Origin of the sequence: Paenibacillus nuruki (genome assembly GCF_963311185.1) — a bacterium.
In the GTDB taxonomy this organism is placed as follows: domain Bacteria; phylum Bacillota; class Bacilli; order Paenibacillales; family Paenibacillaceae; genus Saccharibacillus; species Saccharibacillus nuruki.
This window is the reverse complement of sequence record NZ_OY725677.1, coordinates 4,138,236-4,162,072: the sequence shown is the minus strand read 5'-3', so window position 1 is coordinate 4,162,072 and position 23,837 is coordinate 4,138,236. Positions and strand designations below refer to the sequence as shown.

Below are 23,837 nucleotides of genomic sequence, written 5' to 3'. Positions count from 1 at the left end.
AAGCTTTTCTGGAGAGGTACCGAAGCGGTCATAACGGGGCGGTCTTGAAAACCGTTAGGGGGCAACTCCACGTGGGTTCGAATCCCACCCTCTCCGCCATATATTTAAATCCAAGTCGTTCCTTTATAGGAGCGGCTTTTTTGTTGTTCATTTATAGAGTGTGAAAAAGGATAAGGAATTTTATAAGTCTGTATTTGATTTATGTAGGACAACCCACTATTTTATGTCATAATAAATAGTGAATAATATGCATATTTATTATGATCTTTTGATCGTATAGGATGTTATTACTTTAAGCCCACCATATGGCTTACAGAAAAATGTGTTACCAAACTCTATATCTCTACGTACATAAGAATAGGAGGACATACCATGGTAGATAGTAATCAACCTCCCGATTTATCAACGTTTGTACCGATTAAGCATGGAAGAAGGTCTTTAAAAAGTACAATCCTACGTACGTTGCTGATTGTACTGGGTGCCATGATTGTAGCAGTGGCATTGGAACTTTTTCTGGTACCTAACAATATTACCGATGGTGGTATTACAGGTATATCTATTATTTTGTCTTATATCACCAAGTGGCAATTAGGTTTATTCTTATTTGTGATTAATATTCCATTTTTGATTATTGGATATAAGCAAATAGGGAAAACATTTGCTTTGTCTACACTACTGGGCATAACAGTAATGTCGATCGGTACATTCTTATTGCATCCTGTAGAAGCATTTGTTAAAGAAACGGTTCTTGCATTTGTATTTGGAGGTATGTTCCTAGGGTTAGGTACAGGTCTAGTGTTGCGTTCTGGTGGATCACTGGATGGCACAGAAATTATAGCGATCTTACTGTCACGGCGTTCTATTTTCTCTGTGGGCGAGATTGTTATGATCATTAATGTATTTATTCTGTGTGGAGCAGGCTTTGTATTTGGATGGGATCGGGCGATGTATTCGATCATTGCTTATTATATTGCCACCAAAGTAATCGATATTACGATCGATGGCCTGGATCAATCCAAGTCGGTATGGATTATTAGTGATCGTATTCAAGATATCGGAGATGCTATTATTCATCGGCTCGGAAGAACAGTCACATACTTATCCGGTGAAGGTGGATTTTCTGGAGAAGAGAAGAAAGTTATTTTCTGTGTCATCACTCGTCTAGAAGAAGCGAAGTTAAAAGAAATCGTGAATCATTTTGATGAGACCGCTTTTATGGCAGTAGGAAATATCCATGATGTTAAAGGTGGAAGATTCAAGAAAAAGGATATCCATTAACAAAGTGTAACTTCATTTTCCAAAATGTATGGTATGTTGGTAAAAGGTTATCTGTTAGGGTATAAGTGAAAAGTAAGTAATAATAACCATTTTTGAGTTTGTATCTTTCAAAATTAGCTGAAATGGGTTATTATGTATGCTGGCTTGATACCTGTCGTGCTTTGAAAAATGGAGTAAACACTTCATCGTTGTACAAAAAGAGAGGGGTAACAAAATGAAAAAAAGAATGACACTTGGGCTTTTAGTTATGCTCATGATACTTACAGTGGCACTTGTAGGTTGTACAAAGAAAGCTGAACCGAAAGAAGCGGTAAAGGCAGCAACAACCAATGCAGCTAAAATGACATCTTACGCTATCGCAACCAAATTGAAAGTAAATGAATTATCGTTTACTTCTGCTGATGGAAAAGCGACAAGTGATGCTCAAAGTGCACAAATTGCAAGCTTACTTAAAAATGCAGAATTTAATGTAACAGGGGTATACCAAGGTGACCCAATGCAAACAGAATTGACTATGGAATTGAAATTGAGTGGCGATATGGCAATGACATTTACAGTGCCTATGGTTATGACTCAAGAAGTTCTATATGTAAAGATTCCACAAATTCCAATGTTGGCATTGCCTGATACATTGGTAGGTAAATTCTTGAAAGTGGATCTAAAAGAATTGGCTGCTAAAGAAGGTCAAGAATACAAACCTTTAAGCCCAGCGACTACACAACAATTAACTCAAGATTTGTCTACTGCTGTTCTAGACAAATATGATCAAGCTAAATACTTCAAAGATGTAGATACGAAAGATGCTGCTCTTCCTGAAGGTGTAGACGCTAAACAAGTCGTTCAATTCGCAGTAACGAATGAAAATGCAAAAGAAGCAGTAACGATCTTCGTAAAACAAGCATTGCCAGCAGTATTGGATGTTGTGTCTAAAGAAGAATACCGTAGTGCTTTGAATATCAAACAAACAGACATTGATGATATGAAAAAAGAACTTCAATCCGAAGATTCTCAAAATAGCTTCAGCAAGTCTGTAAATGAATTGGATAAATATTTAACTCTAAACCAATTCCATATCAATACAGCAATCAACAAAGATGATTTCCCTGTATACCAACAAATGGTGATGGATGCTGTATTCTCTGACCCTGATACTAAACAAAATGTTAAATTGTCTTTAGATGGTAGCAGTCAGTATTCCAAAATCAATGAAAAACAAACATTTGCTATCGGTATTCCAGCAGATGCAGATGTAGTTACAATGGATGAATTCCAAAAACAAGTAGGTTCTATGTACGGTGGTTACTAATTAGTTGTAACAAAAAGCTCACTGCTTAAGCAGTGAGCTTTTTTTATGTTCAACATGAATGGGTATGAGAAGTAATAGAATTTAAAAGTGAGTTATATCTGCGGTAGAGTCGATAGATTGAGGGGAAAATTCTTCTTTTAAAATCGAAAACATCTGATGATCTTCCCACTGATCGTTAATTTTAACCAATTTGCGTGCAATTCCTTCGGCTTGGAAGCCACATTTCTCCAGTACGCGCCTTGAAGCAATATTATGAGGCAAAATACCTGCTTGTACCCGATGAAGCCCTAGAGAGCGAAAAGCGTACTCTAAAAGCAATTGTACACCCCCAGTCATATACCCTTGACCTTGAAAGTGATGATCCATAGAATAACCGATATCTGCAAATTGACCAACACCACGTACTAAATGCGTTAACGATAACGTGCCAAGCAATTGATGATCGACTTGTGCAAATAAACCAAATAAATAGGCTTTGTCTTCCCAGGCTTCTTGTTGTCTGCGGTAGATCAAGTCCAATTGGCTAGGAAGTGTAAAAAATTCTTTGGGATATCTTGGTTCAAAGGTCTGATTCGCTTCGCGACTGTTCACTCGTAATTGCAGAAGAGCCGAAGCATCCTCTGGTTCGAGCAGACGAATATAAATACCAAGTGTGCTATTCGATAATTGTAGCGACATATCATCCCTCCTTAGGCAGAATTATGATTGTAAAGGTCTAGGCTTTTTGAGTCGCAAACGTAACTGCTTGAAGAAGTCTGTTAATAGCAGAGCACATTCAGGTTGTAAAATATCTGTGATGATCTCCGTACGATGATTAAATCTAGGTTCTTGAAGCAAATTCATTAATGTGCCGGCACAGCCAGCTTTGGGATCGACAGTTCCATAGACAACAGTAGGAACACGACTCTGCACGATAGCGCCTGCACACATAGGGCAAGGTTCTAAAGTGACATAAAGAGTACAATCAAGTAGCCTCCATGCCCCTAACGATTCACTGGCTTGTCTGATCGCTATAATTTCAGCATGAGCAGTAGCATCGAATGAAGTTTCTCGTAAATTATAACCTCTACCTACGATCATATTGTCTTTAACAACAATAGCTCCAATCGGTACTTCACCGAGCTGTTCCGCTTTGCGAGCCTCGGCTATAGCTTCTCGCATCCAGTACTCATGTACTTCTTGAGAAATAATAAACCCAACCTTTCACTGTGGATACTTTCTTTACTTGTACATCGAACAGATATTCGTTGTTAACACGTTGTGGATAGAACTGTGGATAACTCTTAAAAAACGAAAATGATAACGTTTTAGCTCAAAAAGTTGTGGATAACTATTTTAAAACGATCAAAAATAAGTCGTATCTACTATTTTAGGCAAACTGCAATTTATTTTCAATCCATCTATGGTAAACAAAATAAAAAAAGTAGACCTTAGATATACTAAGGTCTACTTTGAGTGATCATTATTATTTGCCGTTGTTCGCCATCGATTGAAGAGTAGGATTCACATCTTCATCCACATACTTACGAATAATCGATACTTCTACACGACGATTTTCTGCACGTCCCAAGTTGTTAGAGTTACTAGCAACAGGACGATACTGTCCGTAACCAATCGCACTAAATTTACGTGGATCGAGTTTGTTATTCAGCAATAGAATTTTCATAAAGTTAAGTGCACGATCTGAACTTAAGTTCCAGTTAGATTCATATTGTGAATTGGAGATAGGAACATTATCGGTATGACCTGAAACGATAATATCGTAATCCGGGAACTGTTGTAAAATATTTGAGATTGATTTGGCGAGTACACGAGACTCAGGCTTCACTGTAGCTCGTCCTGAAGCGAATAACGTATTATCACTAATCGTAATACTTAATTGAGATTGATTAAGCTTGGTCGCTAACTGTTGGCTTAATCCATTGTTTTTGATGTAGCTGTCTAGTTGACGTTTTAACTTCTCTAGATTTTCCTGCTCTTGTTGTTTGAGTTTTTCACGTAAACTTTCTTTGGTTTTCTGAGTATTATCAGCAGGTGAAGCAGCAGATGCTGGTGTTTCATTATCATCCGATTTAGGCGTTTGACCGCTTGTTTCTTCCATAGCATTTTGCTCTAGAACACCTGTACCACCAGTGAAAGCTGCATTCATGGCTGCTGCCATTTGTTGAAATTTGGATGCATCTAGTGAACTCATTGCAAATAGAGTAATAAATAAAGCAAGCAATAGGGTCATTAAATCAGAATACGGAAGTAACCAGCTTTCATCTGGATGTTCTTCGTGCGGCTCATGCCTTTTTTTACTCACTCGGTACCGCCTCCCCTACGTTGCCACTGCTACTTTCTTCGCTGTTCATTTTCGCATTTTCAGTAGGTGTTAAGAAGACTGCCAACTTCTGACTAATCGCAATTGTAGATACACCGGATTGAATCGAAAGTAGACCTTCTACCATCATCAATTTCACTTCTACTTCAGCTTTGGATAAGCGTTTAAGCTTAGTCGCCATAGGATGCCATAATACATAACCACTAAAGATACCGAGCAATGTCGCCATAAAAGCACCGGCAATCGCATGAGAAAGTTTTTCTAAGTCAGTCAAATCTGCCATCGCAGCAATCAGACCAACTACCGCTCCAAGTACACCCAGTGTAGGAGCATACATACCTGCTTGTGAGAAAAGAAGTGCGCCTGAACGGTGACGTTCTTCTGTCGCATTAATATCTTCCATCAATACATCTTGTACAAATTCCTGATCATTACCATCAATAATCATACGCATTCCGTTACGAAGGAAAGGATGATCAATTTCTTCAACTTTAGATTCCAATGCAAGTAGACCTTCACGACGCGTAATTGAAGCCCACTCCATAAACATACCGACTAGATCTTTTTTGTCCATTAATTTTTGTTGAACAAATACGACTTTAAACAATTTACCAAGGCGTTTTACTTCGTTCATTGGGAACGCCATAAAAATGGTTGCTGCTGTACCTACAAAAATGATGACATAAGCGGCTGGATTATTCACCAGATTGATTAGGGGAGCACCCTTTAAAAGCATACCGAATATTAGTGAACCCAAACCAAGTACTAGACCGATAATTGTTGAAATTTGCATAATACACCTCGTCCGTGAGTATAATAGTTTATCTTTTTCATCATCCACTTCCATGTAATGATGTGTTTTCCAAAAACATCTGATACTCTTTTATCGACAAGATATGCTGCATTGTTAAGAGTTTTTTAGTGTATATTTGCGTTATAATGTAAATAAGCTGGAAAATGTAACAATATGGACAGATCGGGAGGTTAAGTATGGGCGTTAAGCATGGAAGAGATTATGAGGACATATTAAGTGATTTAACATCAGCAGTAGGGATGATTCCAGACAGTTATTTATTTTTTGATATGGAACCTCAAGAGTGGGAAGTACTTGCTGAAGGTGAACGACATGAAGTGAATGAAGCATTGGCAGAAGATTTATTTTTTGCGTTAGGCTCAGAGTCTATGATCAATGTAGGTAGTGGAGTTGTCATTTACGATGCAGATACCCATCGAATCGATATTCTGATTGGCAAAGAAGAAATGACTTTCGTAACTTTAATTTAAAACATCTATTATAGGTATGTAAAAAAAGAAATACACAAAAAGCACAGAAGAATGAGTCTTATCATTCCTTCTGTGCTTTTATTTTAGAGATTAGGATAACGTGCGTTAGGCGGAGCTTGATAGACCATACAATAAAAAGGCTTCATCCCATCAGGCGTTCTGCGTTCATACATATCTGTAATATAAAAATCTGCTTTCTGATAGGTGCGAATAGCCCGTTGATTCCAGGTCAATACTTCTAAATCAATCTCTGCGGTAGCACTACGTTCCTGAGCCGTCTGCACAATTGCTCGTACAAATTCTTCTCCATAACCATGACCACAAAGATCGGGACGCATTCCTATACCTAGTCTAATCGTATCTCCTAATGGAAAAAGTTGAGCAAATCCAGCTAATTGTTCATGTTTATCTAGAACAGATAGATATTGTTCTTCTCGAATTATCGGATCTCCAAATTCAATCCCTAATTCTTTCATTTGTTCCCATGCCATCCAACCATAGATATTATAAGGTGGTTCATAGATCCATGTGCATACTTCAGCGGCATGTAATTCTGTCAAAGGAATAGTATGAAAAACAGAATCTAGTGATGAGCTCATCCAGTAACCTCCTATGACCATACTTCATATGTATACCATAAAAAAAAGATAAAAAATTTGCAATATCCTGTTTACCATAATTACGAGTAGGTTAATAATAAGTAGACATAATTATAACCACAACAAAATATAAATTTTCAAAGATTCACAATTTTATGTAACCTATTAGACGTTCGATACGTCTTACTTATATAGAAACATAAAAAAACCACCAAAGATTCTGGCGGGAATCTTAAGTGGTCTGTAGGTTCATTTATATGAGTTGTTAATAGGATAATTAATTGTCAGTTGCGAAGGTGTTATATGTGGAATCACTCATAACGCGTTTAGCACCAACGTAACGATTTTGATAGTAATCCATGCTCAAACTGTCAATTCTCACACCTTTAGAAGTAGAAGCGTGTGCGAAGTTACCATTTCCTACATAAACTGCTACATGTGAAACTCCAGCCCCGGTAGTATTGAAGAATAACAGATCTCCAGCAATTAAATCACTTTTTGATACAGGCTCACCTACTTGATATTGAGAACTAGATTGGCGAGGAAGATCAATGTTCATTTTGCCGAATACATATTGTGTAAATCCAGAGCAGTCAAAACCGCTGAAAGATGTTCCACCAATACGATAAGGTGTTCCAATAGCTCCATCAATTACTTGATCCATTTTAGAATCTGCATGTGCACTTGTTACTCCAAGTGACGTAAATGCAATAGCAAGTCCCATTACTGCGGCTGTTAGTTTCTTTTTCATGTTCAAAATCAATTGTCCCCTTCCAATTGCCTACGAGGTTAGCTTAAGGATTCGGTAGAAGGTATTCCCCTATGATCCCTCCGAAACAAGATCAATTCACCCAAAACGGTTCCCCCGTTTCCCGGTACCAAGGAATTTGGCTCAAAGCTTGGTATGTACCGTTCACGGATCATTACGACAAAACGACAAATTTTTCATTACGCTATAAAGGTTACAGCATTTCGTTTTAAAGTTTACAAAGTTGTTACTAAAATCTCACTGGATTTATTCTACCAGAGGTTTTTTACTTTGGCAAACGTTTATTCATCTGTTTTTAATATTTGCTTAAGCATTTTGACGAGTAATCTCTGTCAAAGCCTACGGTTGTCATGTTCTTAAAAGTTAAAAAAATTTAATCTTTTGATCAGATGTGGGTGGTTATTAGTGAATGATGACCACTATATATACTTTCTTCGGTTCACCAATCACAATAATGAACGTTTTTTACCTTTTTTTATGAAAAATCGTGACAATAATCGACTTTATTGGCTTTTAACTCATTATTCGCTACAATATGAGTAATAGATTAAAGTACCATTTATATGTATAACAGTCTTTATTTATACTGACCTACAAAGGAGTATTCTAACAATATGGATGAAAATCAACCAAGTAAAAAGTCAATGTCACTGAATATTGTAAGTAGTAGTGCAAAAAGTAGTAAACATAAGGGGTTTGGATCAGGAGCGATTAACCTCAATAATGTTTCCCCTATCATTATAGACCATGGCGAAGCAAAAATCGATGTTGGCGCTATGCATGCCAAAAGTAAGGTAGAAAAAGGAATCAAATTTACTACCAATCGTGAAGAATTAAATGGTGGTCGCCAAGTATGGTTAGTATGGGTCGCTGTAGATAAATTAGCTGAAGGTGTTAATTATGCAGGAGCGACGGCTTGTGAGATGTGGATCAATGAAGAAGAGAAAAAAGGCTGGAAAATTCTTGCCGAGCATGTGAATAAGTTAGATTATGCGATCAAGCGTCGCATTATGTTAGAGGGCTTAGGAACAGAAGAAAAAGCAGCGCTTAAAAAGTTATTGGTTGCCCATAATGAAGAGTGGTGGAATCAGTCTTCAGAAGAGTTTAAATCTGCATTAGAAGGTTAATAATAACTAACATAGTCTACGTATTACACAAAAGACCGACGACCCTCAGATCGTCGGTCTTTTATCATTTCATGTCACCATTTTGGTATCACTTTTAAAAAACTTCTTCTATAGAAGAATAATATTACACCAACAAGTATTAAGGATTCAAAATAGTAGGATTATCTTTATTTATATCATATAATAACAAGTAAAATATGGTAAAAAAGGTTATGAATGAGGATGGGATGTCAAATGACTATAAAAATTGGAAATTTACTTCCTTCTATCTCTAAACCCTTGTTATAATTAAGAGAAAGTCATCATCGTAGGAAGCTGTCCCTTGCGTGACTAAAATATTCTACAGATGGAGGGAACACTAAATGCAAAAAAGCGAAGCTGCTTACACCAAGACATTAAAACAGCCTATTAGTACAGGTATCCCGGGACTGGATGATATTTTATGCGGTGGCATTCCCCCAGGAGGCGTCGTTATTCTGGAAGGTGAGCCAGGTACAGGCAAAACAACGATAGGTATGCAATTCTTGGTTGAAGGTGCTATTAAACATAACGAGCCCGGTATTTATATTACATTCGAAGAACTTCCTGAACAAATCTACGATGATATGGAACGGTTTGGATGGAATTTGAAAGATTTGGAACGGCGTAACTTATTACGTGTGATCTGTATAGAACCGGAAATTTTATTAGAACAGATGCTTGAACCCAATGGATTATTTGAATATATGATCAAAGAAATTGGTTGTAAGCGTGTAGTTATGGATAGTATTAGTTTATTTAGATTAATGAGTAGTGAACAAGAAGCCAGGACAAACGTATATACCATTCGCAATATTATGCGAAAACATGCGTTGACTTCTTTTTTTATTAGAGAATATTCCGAAGTGGAAGGTATGCATATTCCTTTCGAGAATTATATCTGTGATGGTATTGTCAGGCTTTCTTTGAAGCCTTTAATGGAAAAATATCGTAAGCGGACGATCGAAGTACTCAAAATGCGCGGTACTCGAATTTTGGAAGGTGAACATACGTATAAGTTTGTTGAAGACGGCGTCTATATTATTCCTTCTTTATCAATGGCAGAAGACAAGATACTGGTACAAGAAACCGAAGTATTATCGACAGGTATTGATTCGCTAGATGAACTTCTGATGGGTGGTATTCCTAAAGGTAGTGTCTTTATGATCGATACGAATAGTAAAGCCAACTATAGATATCTTCTTTCTTCTATTTATGCACAACGAATCAAAGATGATGATTGTACCGTCACGATGATGTCTGGTAATACGACACTTGATATGTTTGCAGATACGATTGATTTGTTTGGCGTTTCTTTGCGTCAGGCGGTCGATGAAGGTAAAGCTCACTTTATTGAGCATTACAAGCGGGCTGTAGATAGTGGATTGGAAAAAGCACTGATTCGGGTAGACGATGTTGAAAATGATGAATATGCCAATACGCTGAATGACAAGCTTTCTCCTATTTTTGAATGTGAAGAGCTTTGCGATAAGCGCTGGTTTATTTATTACGACCTGAATACGATCATTTCAGAACGTGGTAAAGAATTTGTTGTGAAATACTTCTCTGAAGAAATTTCGCTCTGGCGTGCACTTGGTATTACAGTTATGGCTCATTGTAACTTTAGTGAAATTGGAACAGAGACGGCTTCCTTTTTGGAACGTACCTGTAATGGTGTTATTAGAACATGGGTAGATGGGAATTATCAGTATTTGCAGGTAACTAAATCACCAAGCGGAAGAGTGTCAGCCCCACACATCGTAGCTAATATCTCAGAAACACCATTTGTCCGGCTGGTATAAGGAGGGATTAAGCTTTTATGGTAGCAGAAAGCGATGTAATCACACTACAGATGGAATGTACCTTATTTTTTGAAAATAATCCTTACGCATTAGAAACCAGTACGGGCATGTCCAAAAGACTTGGACGAAATGCAAATTTGATTGAACGTGCTTTAAATCGTTTGACTGAATTGTCTATTCTTGAAAAAAACGGTCAAGGTACGCGTGCTATTTACCGTTATAAAACACCGTACATTCAGACAGAAGTGGACATGAATGCTTATGATTGAAAGTTACTTTATAGATGATAACGCAGACAGCTGTCAGGAACTCCAAAATGTATATGCGGAACTTACCGGTTTGTTTATTTTTATCACGAATGATCAAGGGCATTTATTAAGTACGCCTTCAGATGCTGAAATTGCTTCTCTTTTTGTAACGTATCCTAAAGAACTTGAAGATTCATTAAAAGCCGAGATCGATAAGTTAAAAGGTCTTCGAGTGACTGCTTTGTCGGATCAATGGATACCCGGAATCAAGTGGATTATTGCACCGGTTAGTATTGATCAGCAACCGATTGAAATGTATATCTGGGCAGGTATTATGATTCAAGAAAATACCCGTCAAGCGATTATCGATCATGTGAACTATAATAGTCCAGATTTGAACGGGCCTAGTGAAGTGTTCCGTATGATGCGAGAACGTATTCAACGTATCCCTGAAGATCAGCCCACACAGATCGAATACAAAAAAGAAAAAATTAGCAAGTTGTCTAAAGCGATTGCTTTGATTTTGAAAGCAGGATATAAAGAAAAGCAGTTTGCACAGCGGTTAACAACACTCAACGAAACGTTACGCTCTGATACTAGTCGAAATATGCCGATTGAAGAAGTGACCCGTGCAGTACTGGCTTCGAGTGATCTGGCAGACGTATTTGGTTTTGCTTTAAAAACATCGCCTGGCACGTATCGAATAGTGAGTAGTACTGGACCTGCGGCGGCAGAGTTAAAAGGAGCTATTTTCCATGAGGGTGAAGGTTTCTTAGGGCAAGCGGTATTGAGTGAACAACTCAGCCATTGGAAAGATGTAGGTAGAGATCCACGAAGTCACTTTTTTCTACAAAAAGGGTTAGCTTCGATCTATGAAGTCCAATGTTTCCCTATTCGTTATGATGACGAGAATTATGGTCTATTATTCGGTATTGGATTGGAAGAAAAATTATCGGCAACAACGAATGTGCGCTTTGAAGAAACATTGATTTCTCTGATCGGATGGTATATTGGTAACCATATTACACATGGTCGAATGGAAAAGCAGATTCAACGCTTTAAGCCTTTAATGGAATTAGCTAGCGTTATGGTATCTGTACAGGATATTCAGCGCGTTTTGTTTATGTTGGTGGATATGAGCTTGAATCTAGTGTGGACTCCATCTGCTTCTATTGTAGTGCATCGGGCGAGTGAAGATGAGAAAGTTCAGATGGTAGCTCGTGGTATGGAAAGCCCGGGTGGAGAAGCATATGCCAGAGATATTGCACGTCGTTATTTGGAAAATGGAAACAATCAGCCAGCAACAAGTTCCTACCTGAACCGTTCTGTCCCATCCGCATTGATGATAGAGTATCCAATTGTCTATGCAGATAAAACGAGAGCTGTCTTAGCAGTCGCTATAGGAGATGAACAAGAAGGCGAAGAATGTCGTGAAATTTTATCAGCTCTGGCAACCATGGGTAGCGTAATTATGAAACTTCTCTATGATCGACAGCAATTTTTGTCGAACAGCAATCGATTTGCTCATATTTTACATGAGTCCATTCGTGAATGGAATGTGGCTCAATATCAATTAGCAACCGATGCTCAGAAAATTGTGATGGAATTTGCTTTGTGGGGTGGCTTAAGTAAAGAGGAAGGTGAAACGACAGCACGTGCTTGTCTCATGTCGTTCTCTGATCCGAAGACGTTGCGTAGCTTCCCGCACTTGTTTGAACAAGAAGCAGCAATGATAGAAGACTTTAAGCAAATTCAACAGAATCCTAATCAATCGTCTTCTCAGACATACTGTAAAGGCGGGCAGATTATGGTATTAGTATTTGCCTTAGCTGCTTCTGGCGATAATGATATACAGCTGATGAATGATTCCCAATTTACTAATATTGATCCAGCATTAATAAGTCAATTCCGTTTATTTATGCTTAGCCGCCATACTTTGCAGACTGAAATCAGCTTAATGGAAGAGAAGCCTGTTCCTCGGGCATTAACTGCTGAGGTGGCAGAAGGTCGTGGTCTGGATGCAATCGTTAAAGAATTTGGATTATCCCCACGGGAAAAAGAAGTATTAGAATTAGTAGTAAAAGCTTCTAGTAATAAAGAGATTGCTGCTGCTTTATTTATCAGTGAACATACGGTCAAAAATCATTTAACTAATATTTTCAACAAAATGAGTGTGACCGATCGCGCTCAAGCGATTGCTGCTGTATTTAACAAAAGTATAGGTTAGAAAAAAAGATCATCTTTTTTTAAAAAAGGGTGATCTTTTTTTCTATTTATGGCGATAAAAGGAAGAGGAGGGTTTTCCTATTTACTAATATGTATAAAATAGGAAATAAAGTCTATATATAACTGAGGCTGTTTCTAGGAGAATGAATCTGTAAGCTTAACAGGGTATGTTATTTGTTGGGACAGGTAATTTGACTAAAACAAAAGGGGAGAAAAATATGAAGAAGCAGAGCTATTCGGCCTTTGTAGTATTTTTAATTGTAACTTTAATTTTTACAGGCCTACCTCGATATGCGAATGCTGCTGTTGGCTCAATGACAGTTACTTCTGCAAATGGAGTACAAGTTGTTGGACAATCAGCTAATTTGTCTGTCACTTATAATTTAGGGGAGGTTCTTAGTCTTCTGGGGAGTATTACGTATACGTTACCCGCAGGGATTAAAGCCACAACGACTGACCAGATCAATGGTAGAAATCTGGTAGCTAGTGAAATTACCAATAATGGACAGACAGTTACAATTTCTACAGTCGCTTTGCTTTTATTACCGTCTACAACATTGACTCTTAATAATAAAACATTACCAGCCGCTGGTACGTATCAATTTACCGGAACCTCTAAAAATACATTAAATGTTTCTATCGGTAGTGCAACACAACAGGGGAGCTTTACCGTACTTGCTGCTCCAACTGCCCCTTCTTCAGCTCAAATTAGTGTAAATAATGTAGTCGTAGGCTCTTCCACGGTTACAGTTATCGGACAGACTTCAGGAGATACAATCTCTGTATATAATGCTAGTAATACTTTACTCGGCTCGGGTGTAGTCAACGCGCAAGGAACAGCTACTATTACAGCAACATTGGTTCCAAGTGGCGGCACAATCAATGTGAGTACCGTTCGTGGTACTGCCGAGAGTACTAAAACTTCTTTTACGTATGGCAGTGCTGTTTTAAATTCAATCCCAGCTGCCAATATCGCAGTCGATAATAAATATGGTGATCAAGATACAGTAACGGTTACAGGTGTCAGCTCAGGAGATGTCGTAACAGTATACAATGGTGCAACAGCTATCGGAAATGCTACAGCTAATGCTAGCGGTGTTGCTACTATTACAACTACATTAGCACCAGAAGGTGGAAGTGTAGGTGTTACTTTAAAGCGTAATACTATTGAAAGTACGCCAACAACAGTTAGTTATGGAGCACAGGTTATTCCTCCGATTGTTTCTGGAAATATTACAGTAACCAATTCTTATGGTGGAGCTTCTATTGTTAAAGTAGATGGTTTGACTATAGGCGATATCGTTACAGTATCATCTGGAAACACAGTATTGGCGACAGCGCCAGCACTTACAAGTAGCTTGAGTTTGCCTGTTGTTTTGACACCTACAGGTGGTAGCTTAAGTGTAACGATTAAGCAAGGATTAGTACAAAGTGCAGCAACGACTGTGAACTATCCTTCAATTACGGTTCCGCTTATTGGAACAGCTAATATTCAAGTTAATAATCGTTCAGGTAATACTTCAGATACAGTTGTTGTTACAGGTCAATTAGCTGGAGATACCGTGAACGTATATAATTCAGACGGTTTGTTAGGCACAGGAACTGTAAATGCTCAAGGTACAGTCACAATTCCTGTCGTTTTAACTCCTCTTGGTGGAAGTGTAAGTATCAGTTTGAATCATAATGGAGTAGATAGTTCTCCAACAGCAATAGGTTATCTGGCTGAAGTCGTTACGCCACTACTTAGTAATCAGATTTCGCTTTCTCCTATTGTTGCAGGCAATGCAACCGCAACGATTAATGGTCTGACCAATGGAGATATTGTGAAAGTCTATGGAAATGGTACGGTCTTAGGCACAGCAACTGCAGGAGCAACAGGTATTGTTAATATTCCAGTAGCTGTGAATCCTTTGGGCGGAAGTCTAGGAGTAGGAATTACACGAAATGGAATTGATAGTGTAACCACTTCGATCACGTATGGTGGGATTGTTGTTCCTGCTATTCCAGTAGCTAATATTACGGTGAACAATCTTTCAGGTAATGCAGATACGGTTCGAATTACAGGCCAGACTCCTGGAGACATTGTAACGGTATATGGAAATGGATCAGTGATTGGAACAGAGATCGCGAACGCTCAAGGTACTGCATTACTCAATGTCACCTTAGTTCCTCTTGGAGGTGCTATTGGTGTAACGATAACCCATCAAGGTGTTGAAAGTATTGCAACACCAGTTCTTTATGGAGCAGAAGTGACACCTGCTATTTCTGCTAATGCTATCTTGGTTACCAATAACTCGGGTAATAACGATGTTGTCCAAGTAAGTGGATTAACAACAGGCGATAGTATTGAAGTATACGGAGCAGGCTCCCTATTAGGAACTGCAACTGTACAAGCAGATGGAAAAGCAACATTAAATACAACATTGCTACCTATAGGTGGTACGGTTGGAGTTACTTTGGTTCGCAACGGTGTAGAAAGTGCTGCAACACTGGTCAATTATTCAACTGAAGTTGTAGCTTCCCTTTTACAAGCAAATGTCTCTATTGTTAATGATATTGCAGGCAACTCAGCAGTGACTGTAAAAGCATTACAAAATGGAGATATCATCAACGTTTATGCTGACGGTTCTTTAATTGGAACAGCGCCAGCAGATGGCAATGGCATAGCAAAAGTAGCTACCGATCTAGCACCTAATGGTGGCGTGATCAGTGTAAGTCTTGTTCGTAATACAGTAGAAAGTGCAGCAATCCAGGTTGGATATGGCTCTATCTTAATTCCAGCTATTCCTTCGCAAGATATTGTACCTGCCAATAATTATGGCGATAACGACACAGTCACAATAGAAAATCTAGATGAAGGTCAAAAAATAAATATTTACTCAGGGTCAGATTTAATCGGTACTGGAACGGCTTTAGCTAATGGTATAACGGTTATTGATGTAATCTTAATCCCAACAGGTGGTGCAATTAGTGCTACTGTAGAATATTTGGGATTAGAAAGTGAACCGGTTTCTGTTAATTATCCGACAGAAATCGTACCTCCTATTCCAGCAGCTTCGATTACTGTTGTGAATAATACAGGTAACTCAGATACCGTTACAGTTACGGGTTTACCAGAAGGAAATAAAGTTACAATAGCAGAAGCGGGTTCCATTTTAGGTACAGGAACTGTAGCTGCAAGCGGAAGTGTTACTTTAAATGTGACTTTGAATTCAACAGGCGGTACGATCTCAGCTACAAATACACACAGTGCTATTGATAGTGTACCAACACCTGTTGTGTATCTGGCTGAACCGACTCCTGTCTTGGCACTACCAGATATTCAAGTGCTCAATAATGTTGGTAATAGCGATACGATTAAAGTAAGTAATGTTCAATCAGGCGATATGATTTGGATATTGGATTCAAATAATACTGTTTTGGGAACAGGAATTGCAGATGGTAGTGGTCTAGTAACTATTCAACTTGAATTATTACCAGCAGGCGGACAAGTATCTGTCATTTTATCTCGTAACCAAGTAAACAGTAATATTGTAAATGTTACGTATGCAGCAGAAGCAGTTGCTCCACCAGCAGATACACCGACAGCCGAGTTCACACAAGTACTAGGTGTTGATGGAGTTGTTACGGTGATAGGTATGGTCGAAGGAGAAATAGCCAAAGTATACGACGACGACGATCAGATTTTAGGTACAGGTGTAGCTAACTTGGATGGACAAGCAATTGTTAATTTTAAATTCTTGAAAGCTCAAGGTAGATTGTTTGCTCGTGTAATAATTAATGGTGTAGAAACGACAGTGAATACATTTGATTATCAAGGTATTCAAGTGCCAGTTGATCCAGCGACACCAACAGCAGTGTTATCTGATATTGTTGGAGATCAAGGAACAGTTAGTGTAGCTAATGCTACAAACGGCTCTACAGTGAAAGTATACAGTGAAGATGAGCAGGTATTAGGTACAGCGATAGTGGGTACGGATGGTACTATTATCTTGAACTTTACTTTTCCAAATACTCAAGGCGAATTGTCAGTACGAGTGACAGTGAATGGAACAGAAACGGAAATTGCAACGTTACCATACAGTGGCATTGATATTCCAACGACACCAACACCTGATGCTGTATTGTCAGATATCACAGGTGATCAAGGAACAGTGAACATCACTGGAGTGGCAGTCGGCGAAGTGGTGAAAGTATACGATGCAGACGACAATGTACTAGGCACAGCCGTAGCCGGAAGTAATGGAACAGCACAAATCGTATTTACATTCCCGAACGCACAAGGGGAATTGTCAGTACGAGTAACACTGAATGGAACAGAAACGGAAATTGCAACCTTGCCATACAGTGGAATTGATATTCCAACGACACCAACACCAAGCGCAGCATTGACAGATATTACAGGTGATCAAGGAACAGTGAACATCACTGGCGTGGCAGTCGGCGAAGTGGTGAAAGTATACGATGAAGACGACAATGTACTAGGCACAGCCGTAGCCGGAAGTAATGGAACAGCACAGATCGTATTCACATTCCCAGATGCACAAGGGGAATTGTCAGTACGAGTGAACATCAATGGAACCGAGACCGAAATTGCAACATTGCCATACAGTGGAATCGACATTCCAACGACACCAACACCAAGCGCAGCATTGACAGACATCACAGGTGATCAAGGAACCGTCAATATCACAGGAGTAGCTGTTGGTGAAGTCGTGAAAGTATACGACGCAGACGACAACGTATTAGGCACAGCAGTAGCTGGAAATAATGGAACAGCACAAATCGTATTTACATTCCCGAATGCTCAAGGAGAATTGTCAGTACGAGTAGTTATTAATGGAACCGAAACTGAAATTACAACCTTGCCATACAGCGGCATTGATATTCCAACAACGCCAACGCCTGATGCTGTATTGTCAGACATCGCAGGTGATCAAGGAACAGTGAACATCACTGGAGTAGCAGTCGGCGAAGTGGTGAAAGTATATGACGCAGACGACAATGTTCTAGGAACAGCAGTAGCTGGAAATAATGGAACAGCACAAATCGTATTCACATTCCCGAACGCACAAGGAGAATTGTCAGTACGAGTAGTTATTAATGGAACAGAGACTGAGATCGCAACATTGCCATACAGCGGAGTTGTGATTCCAACGACACCAACACCAAATGCTGTATTGACAGACATCACAGGTGATCAAGGAACCGTCAATATCACAGGAGTGGCAGTTGGCGAAGTGGTGAAAGTATACGACGCAGACGACAACGTTCTAGGCACAGCCGTAGCTGGAAGTAACGGAACAGCACAAATCGTATTTACATTCCCAGATGCTCAAGGAGAATTGTCAGTACGAGTAACCATCAATGGAACCGAGACTGAGATCGCAACGTTACCATACAGTGGAATCGACATTCCAACGACACCAACACCAAGCGCAGCATTGACAGACATCACAGGTGATCAAGGAACCGTCAATATCACAGGAGTGGCAGTCGGAGAAGTCGTAAAAGTATACGACGCAGACGATAACGTTTTAGGCACAGCCGTAGCTGGAAGTAATGGAACAGCACAAATCGTATTTACATTCCCGAACGCACAAGGGGAATTGTCAGTACGAGTGAACATTAATGGAACGGAAACGGAAATCGCAATATTACCATACAGTGGAGTTGTCATTCCAACGACACCAACGCCTGATGCTGTATTGTCAGACATCGCAGGTGACCAAGGAACAGTGAACATCACTGGAATAGCAGTCGGCGAAGTGGTGAAAGTATACGACGCAGACGACAACGTATTAGGAACAGCAGTAGCCGGAAGTAATGGAACAGCACAAATCGTATTTACTTTCCCGAATGCACAAGGGGAATTGTCAGTACGAGTGAACATCAATGGAACTGAAACTGAAATTACAACATTACCATACAGTGGAATCGACATTCCAACGACACCAACGCCTGATGCTGTATTGACAGACATCGCAGGTGACCAAGGAACAGTCAGTATCACAGGAGTGGCAGTCGGCGAAGTCGTAAAAGTATACGATGCAGACGACAACGTTCTAGGAACAGCCGTAGCCGGAAGCAATGGAACAGCACAAATCGTATTTACATTCCCGAATGCACAAGGGGAATTGTCAGTACGAGTGAACATTAATGGAACGGAAACTGAAATTACAACATTGCCATACAGCGGCATTGATATTCCAACGACACCAACACCAAGCGCAGCATTGACAGACATCACAGGTGATCAAGGAACCGTCAATATCACAGGAGTAGCTGTTGGTGAAGTCGTGAAAGTATACGACACAGACGACAACATATTAGGAACAGCAGTAGCTGGAAATAATGGAACAGCACAAATCGTATTTACATTCCCGAACGCACAAGGAGAATTGTCAGTACGAGTAGTTATTAATGGAACCGAAACTGAGATTACAACCTTGCCATACAGTGGCATTGATATTCCAACAACACCAACCCCTGATGCTGTAATTACAGATATCATCGGTGATCGAGGAACAGTAAGAATTACTGGTGTTACAGCAGCAGCTCCAGTTAATATGTATAGTGCTAATAATGAATTGCTTGCTACAGGAACAGCGGATGGAAGCGGACAAGTAACATTGACATTTGTATTCCCAGATGCTCAAGGAGAATTGTCAGTGCGAGTAACAACAAATGGATTGGAAACTGAAGTTGCGTCCTTACCATACAGCGGTATTGATATTCCAACGACACCAACACCAAGCGCAGCATTGACAGACATCACAGGTGATCAAGGAACCGTCAATATCACAGGAGTGGCAGTTGGCGAAGTGGTGAAAGTATACGACGCAGACGACAACGTTCTAGGCACAGCCGTAGCTGGAAGTAACGGAACAGCACAAATCGTATTTACATTCCCAGATGCTCAAGGAGAATTGTCAGTACGAGTAACCATCAATGGAACCGAGACTGAGATCGCAACGTTACCATACAGTGGAATCGACATTCCAACGACACCAACACCAAGCGCAGCATTGACAGACATCACAGGTGATCAAGGAACCGTCAATATCACAGGAGTGGCAGTCGGAGAAGTCGTAAAAGTATACGACGCAGACGATAACGTTTTAGGCACAGCCGTAGCTGGAAGCAATGGAACAGCACAGATCGTATTTACATTCCCAGATGCTCAAGGAGAATTGTCAGTACGAGTAACCATCAATGGAACCGAGACTGAGATCGCAACGTTACCATACAGTGGAATCGACATTCCAACGACACCAACACCAAGCGCAGCATTGACAGACATCACAGGTGATCAAGGAACCGTCAATATCACAGGAGTGGCAGTCGGCGAAGTCGTAAAAGTATACGACGCAGACGATAACGTTTTAGGCACAGCCGTAGCTGGAAGCAATGGAACAGCACAGATCGTATTCACATTCCCGAACGCACAAGGGGAATTGTCAGTACGAGTAACACTGAATGGAACGGAAACGGAAATCGCAACATTACCATACAGTGGAGTTGTCATTCCAACGACTCCAACGCCTGATGCAGTATTATCAGACATCGTAGGTGACCAAGGAACAGTGAACATCACTGGAATAGCAGTCGGCGAAGTGGTGAAAGTATACGACGCAGACGATAACGTTTTAGGCACAGCCGTAGCTGGAAGCAATGGAACAGCACAGATCGTATTCACATTCCCGAACGCACAAGGGGAATTGTCAGTACGAGTAACACTGAATGGAACGGAAACGGAAATCGCAACATTACCATACAGTGGAGTTGTCATTCCAACGACTCCAACGCCTGATGCAGTATTATCAGACATCGTAGGTGACCAAGGAACAGTGAACATCACTGGAATAGCAGTCGGCGAAGTGGTGAAAGTATACGACGCAGACAACAACGTATTAGGAACAGCAGTAGCCGGAAGTAATGGAACAGCGCAAATCGTATTTACATTCCCGAACGCACAAGGAGAATTGTCAGTACGAGTGAACATCAATGGAACTGAAACTGAAATTGCAACCTTGCCATACAGCGGCATTGACATTCCAACGACACCAACACCAAGCGCAGCATTGACAGACATCACAGGTGATCAAGGAACCGTCAATATCACAGGAGTAGCTGTTGGTGAAGTCGTGAAAGTATACGACGCAGACGACAACGTATTAGGCACAGCAGTAGCTGGAAATAATGGCACAGCACAAATCGTATTTACATTCCCGAATGCTCAAGGAGAATTGTCAGTACGAGTAGTTATTAATGGAACCGAAACTGAAATTACAACATTGCCATACAGCGGCATTGACATTCCAACGACACCAACACCAAGCGCAGCATTGACAGATATTACAGGTGATCAAGGAACGGTCAATATTACAGGAGTGGCAGTCGGCGAAACGGTAACAGTATATGACGCAGACGACAACGCTCTAGGCACAGCCGTAACTGGAAGTAATGGAACAGCGCAAATCGTATTTACATTCCCGAATGCACAAGGAGAATTGTCAGTACGAGTGAACATCAATGGAACCGAAACTGAAATTACAACCTTGCCATACAGCGGCATTGACATTCCAACGACACCAACACCAAGCGCAACATTATCAGACATTACAGGTGATCAAGGAACCGTCAGTATCACAGGAGTAGCGATCGGCGAAACAGTAACAGTGTATGACGCAGACGACAACGCTCTAGGAACAGCCGTAACGGGAAGCAATGGAACAGCACAGATCGTATTCACATTCCCGAATGCTCAAGGGGAATTGTCAGTACGAGTAACACTGAATGGAACGGAGACCGAAATTGCAACATTACCATACAGTGGAGTTGTCATTCCAACGACACCAACACCAAGCGCAACATTATCAGATATTACAGGTGATCAAGGAACCGTCAGTATCACAGGAGTAGCAATCGGCGAAACAGTAACAGTGTATGACGCAGACGACAACGCTCTAGGAACAGCCGTAACGGGAAGTAATGGAACAGCGCAAATCGTATTTACATTCCCAGATGCTCAAGGAGAATTGTCAGTACGAGTGAACATCAATGGAACCGAGACCGAAATTGCAACCTTGCCATACAGCGGAATTGATATTCCAACAACACCAACACCAGCCGCTGATCTTACTAATATTACGGGAGATCAAGGAACAGTGACTGTAAGTGGAGTAGCTGTTGGAAATACAATTTCAATCTATAGTGAAGCCAATAACGTATTAGCAACGGGAACAGCTAATGCTAATGGAGAAGCAGTATTAACATTTACTTTCCCGAATGCACAAGGTGAGTTATCTGTACGTATAACGATTAATGGAACCGAGACTGAAATCACAACATTACCGTACAGTGGGATCGACATTCCAACGACCCCAGCACCAGCCGCTGACATTACAACCATTACGGGAGATCAAGGAACAGTAACCGTAAGTGGAGTAGCTGTTGGAAATACAGTTTCGATCTATAGCGAAGCTAATGAAGTATTAGCAACGGGAACAGCTAATGCCAATGGAGAAGCAGTATTAACATTTACCTTCCCGAATGCACAAGGTGAGTTGTCGGTACGTGTAACAGCTAATGGAACCGAAACAGAGATTGGTACACTGCCATATAGTGGAGTTGAAGTTCCAACAGACCCTACTACACCTGCAACACCAGTTGTAAATCTAGTTGATGTTCAAGGGACACAAGGAACGATTGAGTTAAGTGGATTACAAGCAGGAGATGTAGTCACCGTACAAAGTGATGTCTATGGACAAGGTACAGTTCAGTTAGGAACTATTACGATTGGAGCAGACGGAAATGGAAATGTTAATATCCAACTTCCAGCTTCTGAAGGACAATTGGTAATTACACTGAATCGTAACGGCAATACAAGTGTTCTTCAGACGATTAATTATCGTGAAGGAGAAACACCGCCGCCAACCAATCCACCAACGAACCCAGGAACATCGGATGATGACGACAATGTAGGATCTAATCGTACACCAGGAGTTCTAGGAATACCGGCACCTGTCACAGCAGCAACTGTAGATACACCAGTACCCGCTGTAGAAGAGCCAGTAACCCCTCCAACAGATAATGCTGTTGAAGCAGCTAGTGGAGAGGCGACAGATGTAGAACTAGATAATGCTGACAAGATTACTCTAGTGACGACAGATAAACAGAACTTCAGCGATGTGAGTGGACATTGGGCAGAAGCAGAGATTAACCGACTACAAGATTTGTCTATTTTGAATGGTGTCGGCGATAATAATTATGATCCAAATGCATTGATTACACGTGCGCAGTTCACACAAATGATCAATAACTTATTGAAGCTATCACCAAACACATCCAGTAAAGCATATTCAGACGTTACAACAGACAAATGGTACTACAATGCTATCAATGCAGTATCTGCTACAGGCATCACGAAAGGATATACAGACGATTCTTACCAACCAGATCAACAGATTACACGTGAAGAAATGTCGAATATCCTTACTAACACATTAAGCTATTTAGAGCCATCGACATCGTTTGACGCAGATGCTAATCAGACGCTTACACCATTTAGAGATAGTAACAACACATCCGATTGGGCAAAAGAAAGCCTTGCAACAACAGTAAACGAAGGTATTATGCAAGGTAGACCTAATGGATTAATCTCACCAAAAGACAATACAACACGTGCAGAAGCAGCAATGACGATCTCACGCTTAATGCAAAAAATGGCAGAAAAATTTAACATCACAGAATAAGCAAAGTCACATGATATCTTTTTATTAAAAATAGATGGTACGATTCGTAAAAGAATCTACCATCTATTTTTTTAAAATCAAAAATTGGGATAATTTGCTA

The 23,837-nt window shown here is 40.1% G+C and carries 14 protein-coding genes, 1 tRNA gene and 1 riboswitch; of the genes, 9 read left to right on the top strand and 6 right to left on the bottom strand.

Translation table 11 applies throughout. The annotated features are described in order from the left end of the window. The first annotated feature begins 10 nt into the window (after positions 1-10). The 3 genes from RCP16_RS18435 to RCP16_RS18425 all read left to right on the top strand — a co-directional run bounded on the left by RCP16_RS18435 (position 11) and on the right by RCP16_RS18425 (position 2,584). Positions 11-99, top strand: a tRNA-Ser gene (locus tag RCP16_RS18435). 273 nt (positions 100-372) lie between these two features. Next, positions 373-1,278, top strand: coding sequence for a YitT family protein (locus tag RCP16_RS18430; protein ID WP_069328938.1), 906 nt, complete (start codon positions 373-375; stop codon positions 1,276-1,278). A 214-nt stretch (positions 1,279-1,492) separates the two neighbouring features. Further along, positions 1,493-2,584: a hypothetical protein gene (locus RCP16_RS18425; RefSeq protein WP_069328937.1), complete on the top strand. Its 1,092-nt coding sequence runs from the start codon at positions 1,493-1,495 to the stop codon at positions 2,582-2,584. Between the two features lie 81 nt (positions 2,585-2,665). Here RCP16_RS18425 and RCP16_RS18420 read toward each other — a convergent pair whose 3' ends face one another. The 4 genes from RCP16_RS18420 to motA all read right to left on the bottom strand — a co-directional run bounded on the left by RCP16_RS18420 (position 2,666) and on the right by motA (position 5,700). Beyond that, on the bottom strand, positions 2,666-3,262 hold the full coding sequence (locus RCP16_RS18420; RefSeq protein ID WP_308641007.1) for a GNAT family N-acetyltransferase: 597 nt from the start codon (positions 3,260-3,262) through the stop codon (positions 2,666-2,668). A gap of 21 nt (positions 3,263-3,283) precedes the next feature. After that, a complete protein-coding gene (tadA, locus tag RCP16_RS18415; RefSeq protein ID WP_308642507.1) occupies positions 3,284-3,772 on the bottom strand; it encodes a tRNA adenosine(34) deaminase TadA in 489 nt (162 codons plus the stop codon). A 277-nt stretch (positions 3,773-4,049) separates the two neighbouring features. After that, entirely contained in the window at positions 4,050-4,889 is an 840-nt protein-coding gene (gene motB, locus RCP16_RS18410) for a flagellar motor protein MotB (RefSeq protein WP_069328934.1), read from the bottom strand. Beyond that, on the bottom strand, positions 4,882-5,700 hold the full coding sequence (gene motA / locus RCP16_RS18405; RefSeq protein WP_069328933.1) for a flagellar motor stator protein MotA: 819 nt from the start codon (positions 5,698-5,700) through the stop codon (positions 4,882-4,884). Before motA ends, motB begins: the two co-directional genes overlap by 8 nt. A gap of 197 nt (positions 5,701-5,897) precedes the next feature. Here motA and RCP16_RS18400 point away from each other — a divergent pair, with 197 nt between their 5' ends. After that, the gene (locus tag RCP16_RS18400) at positions 5,898-6,191 is read left to right on the top strand and encodes a hypothetical protein (protein ID WP_069328932.1); all 294 of its coding nucleotides are present in this window, start codon (positions 5,898-5,900) and stop codon (positions 6,189-6,191) included. Between the two features lie 83 nt (positions 6,192-6,274). Here RCP16_RS18400 and RCP16_RS18395 read toward each other — a convergent pair whose 3' ends face one another. Continuing rightward, positions 6,275-6,790 (bottom strand): GNAT family N-acetyltransferase, encoded by a 516-nt coding sequence (locus RCP16_RS18395; protein ID WP_308641006.1) that lies wholly within the window; start codon positions 6,788-6,790, stop codon positions 6,275-6,277. Positions 6,791-7,067: 277 nt separating this feature from the next. After that, positions 7,068-7,541 (bottom strand): C40 family peptidase, encoded by a 474-nt coding sequence (locus RCP16_RS18390; RefSeq protein WP_069328943.1) that lies wholly within the window; start codon positions 7,539-7,541, stop codon positions 7,068-7,070. Positions 7,542-7,553: 12 nt separating this feature from the next. Next, positions 7,554-7,693, bottom strand: a riboswitch (cyclic di-AMP (ydaO/yuaA leader). Positions 7,694-8,173: 480 nt separating this feature from the next. On the opposite strand from RCP16_RS18390, the gene RCP16_RS18385 reads away from it, so the two are divergent. The 5 genes from RCP16_RS18385 to RCP16_RS18365 all read left to right on the top strand — a co-directional run bounded on the left by RCP16_RS18385 (position 8,174) and on the right by RCP16_RS18365 (position 23,737). Further along, on the top strand, positions 8,174-8,686 hold the full coding sequence (locus RCP16_RS18385; RefSeq protein WP_069328930.1) for a YwhD family protein: 513 nt from the start codon (positions 8,174-8,176) through the stop codon (positions 8,684-8,686). Between the two features lie 362 nt (positions 8,687-9,048). Further along, a complete protein-coding gene (locus RCP16_RS18380; protein WP_137225817.1) occupies positions 9,049-10,506 on the top strand; it encodes an ATPase domain-containing protein in 1,458 nt (485 codons plus the stop codon). A 17-nt stretch (positions 10,507-10,523) separates the two neighbouring features. Then, complete coding sequence (locus tag RCP16_RS18375) at positions 10,524-10,775, top strand: hypothetical protein (protein ID WP_069328928.1); 252 nt, start codon at positions 10,524-10,526, stop codon at positions 10,773-10,775. Continuing rightward, positions 10,762-12,981: a LuxR C-terminal-related transcriptional regulator gene (locus RCP16_RS18370; protein ID WP_308641005.1), complete on the top strand. Its 2,220-nt coding sequence runs from the start codon at positions 10,762-10,764 to the stop codon at positions 12,979-12,981. Before RCP16_RS18375 ends, RCP16_RS18370 begins: the two co-directional genes overlap by 14 nt. Before the next feature lie 217 nt (positions 12,982-13,198). Continuing rightward, entirely contained in the window at positions 13,199-23,737 is a 10,539-nt protein-coding gene (locus RCP16_RS18365; protein WP_308641004.1) for an S-layer homology domain-containing protein, read from the top strand. Positions 23,738-23,837 lie beyond the last annotated feature (100 nt).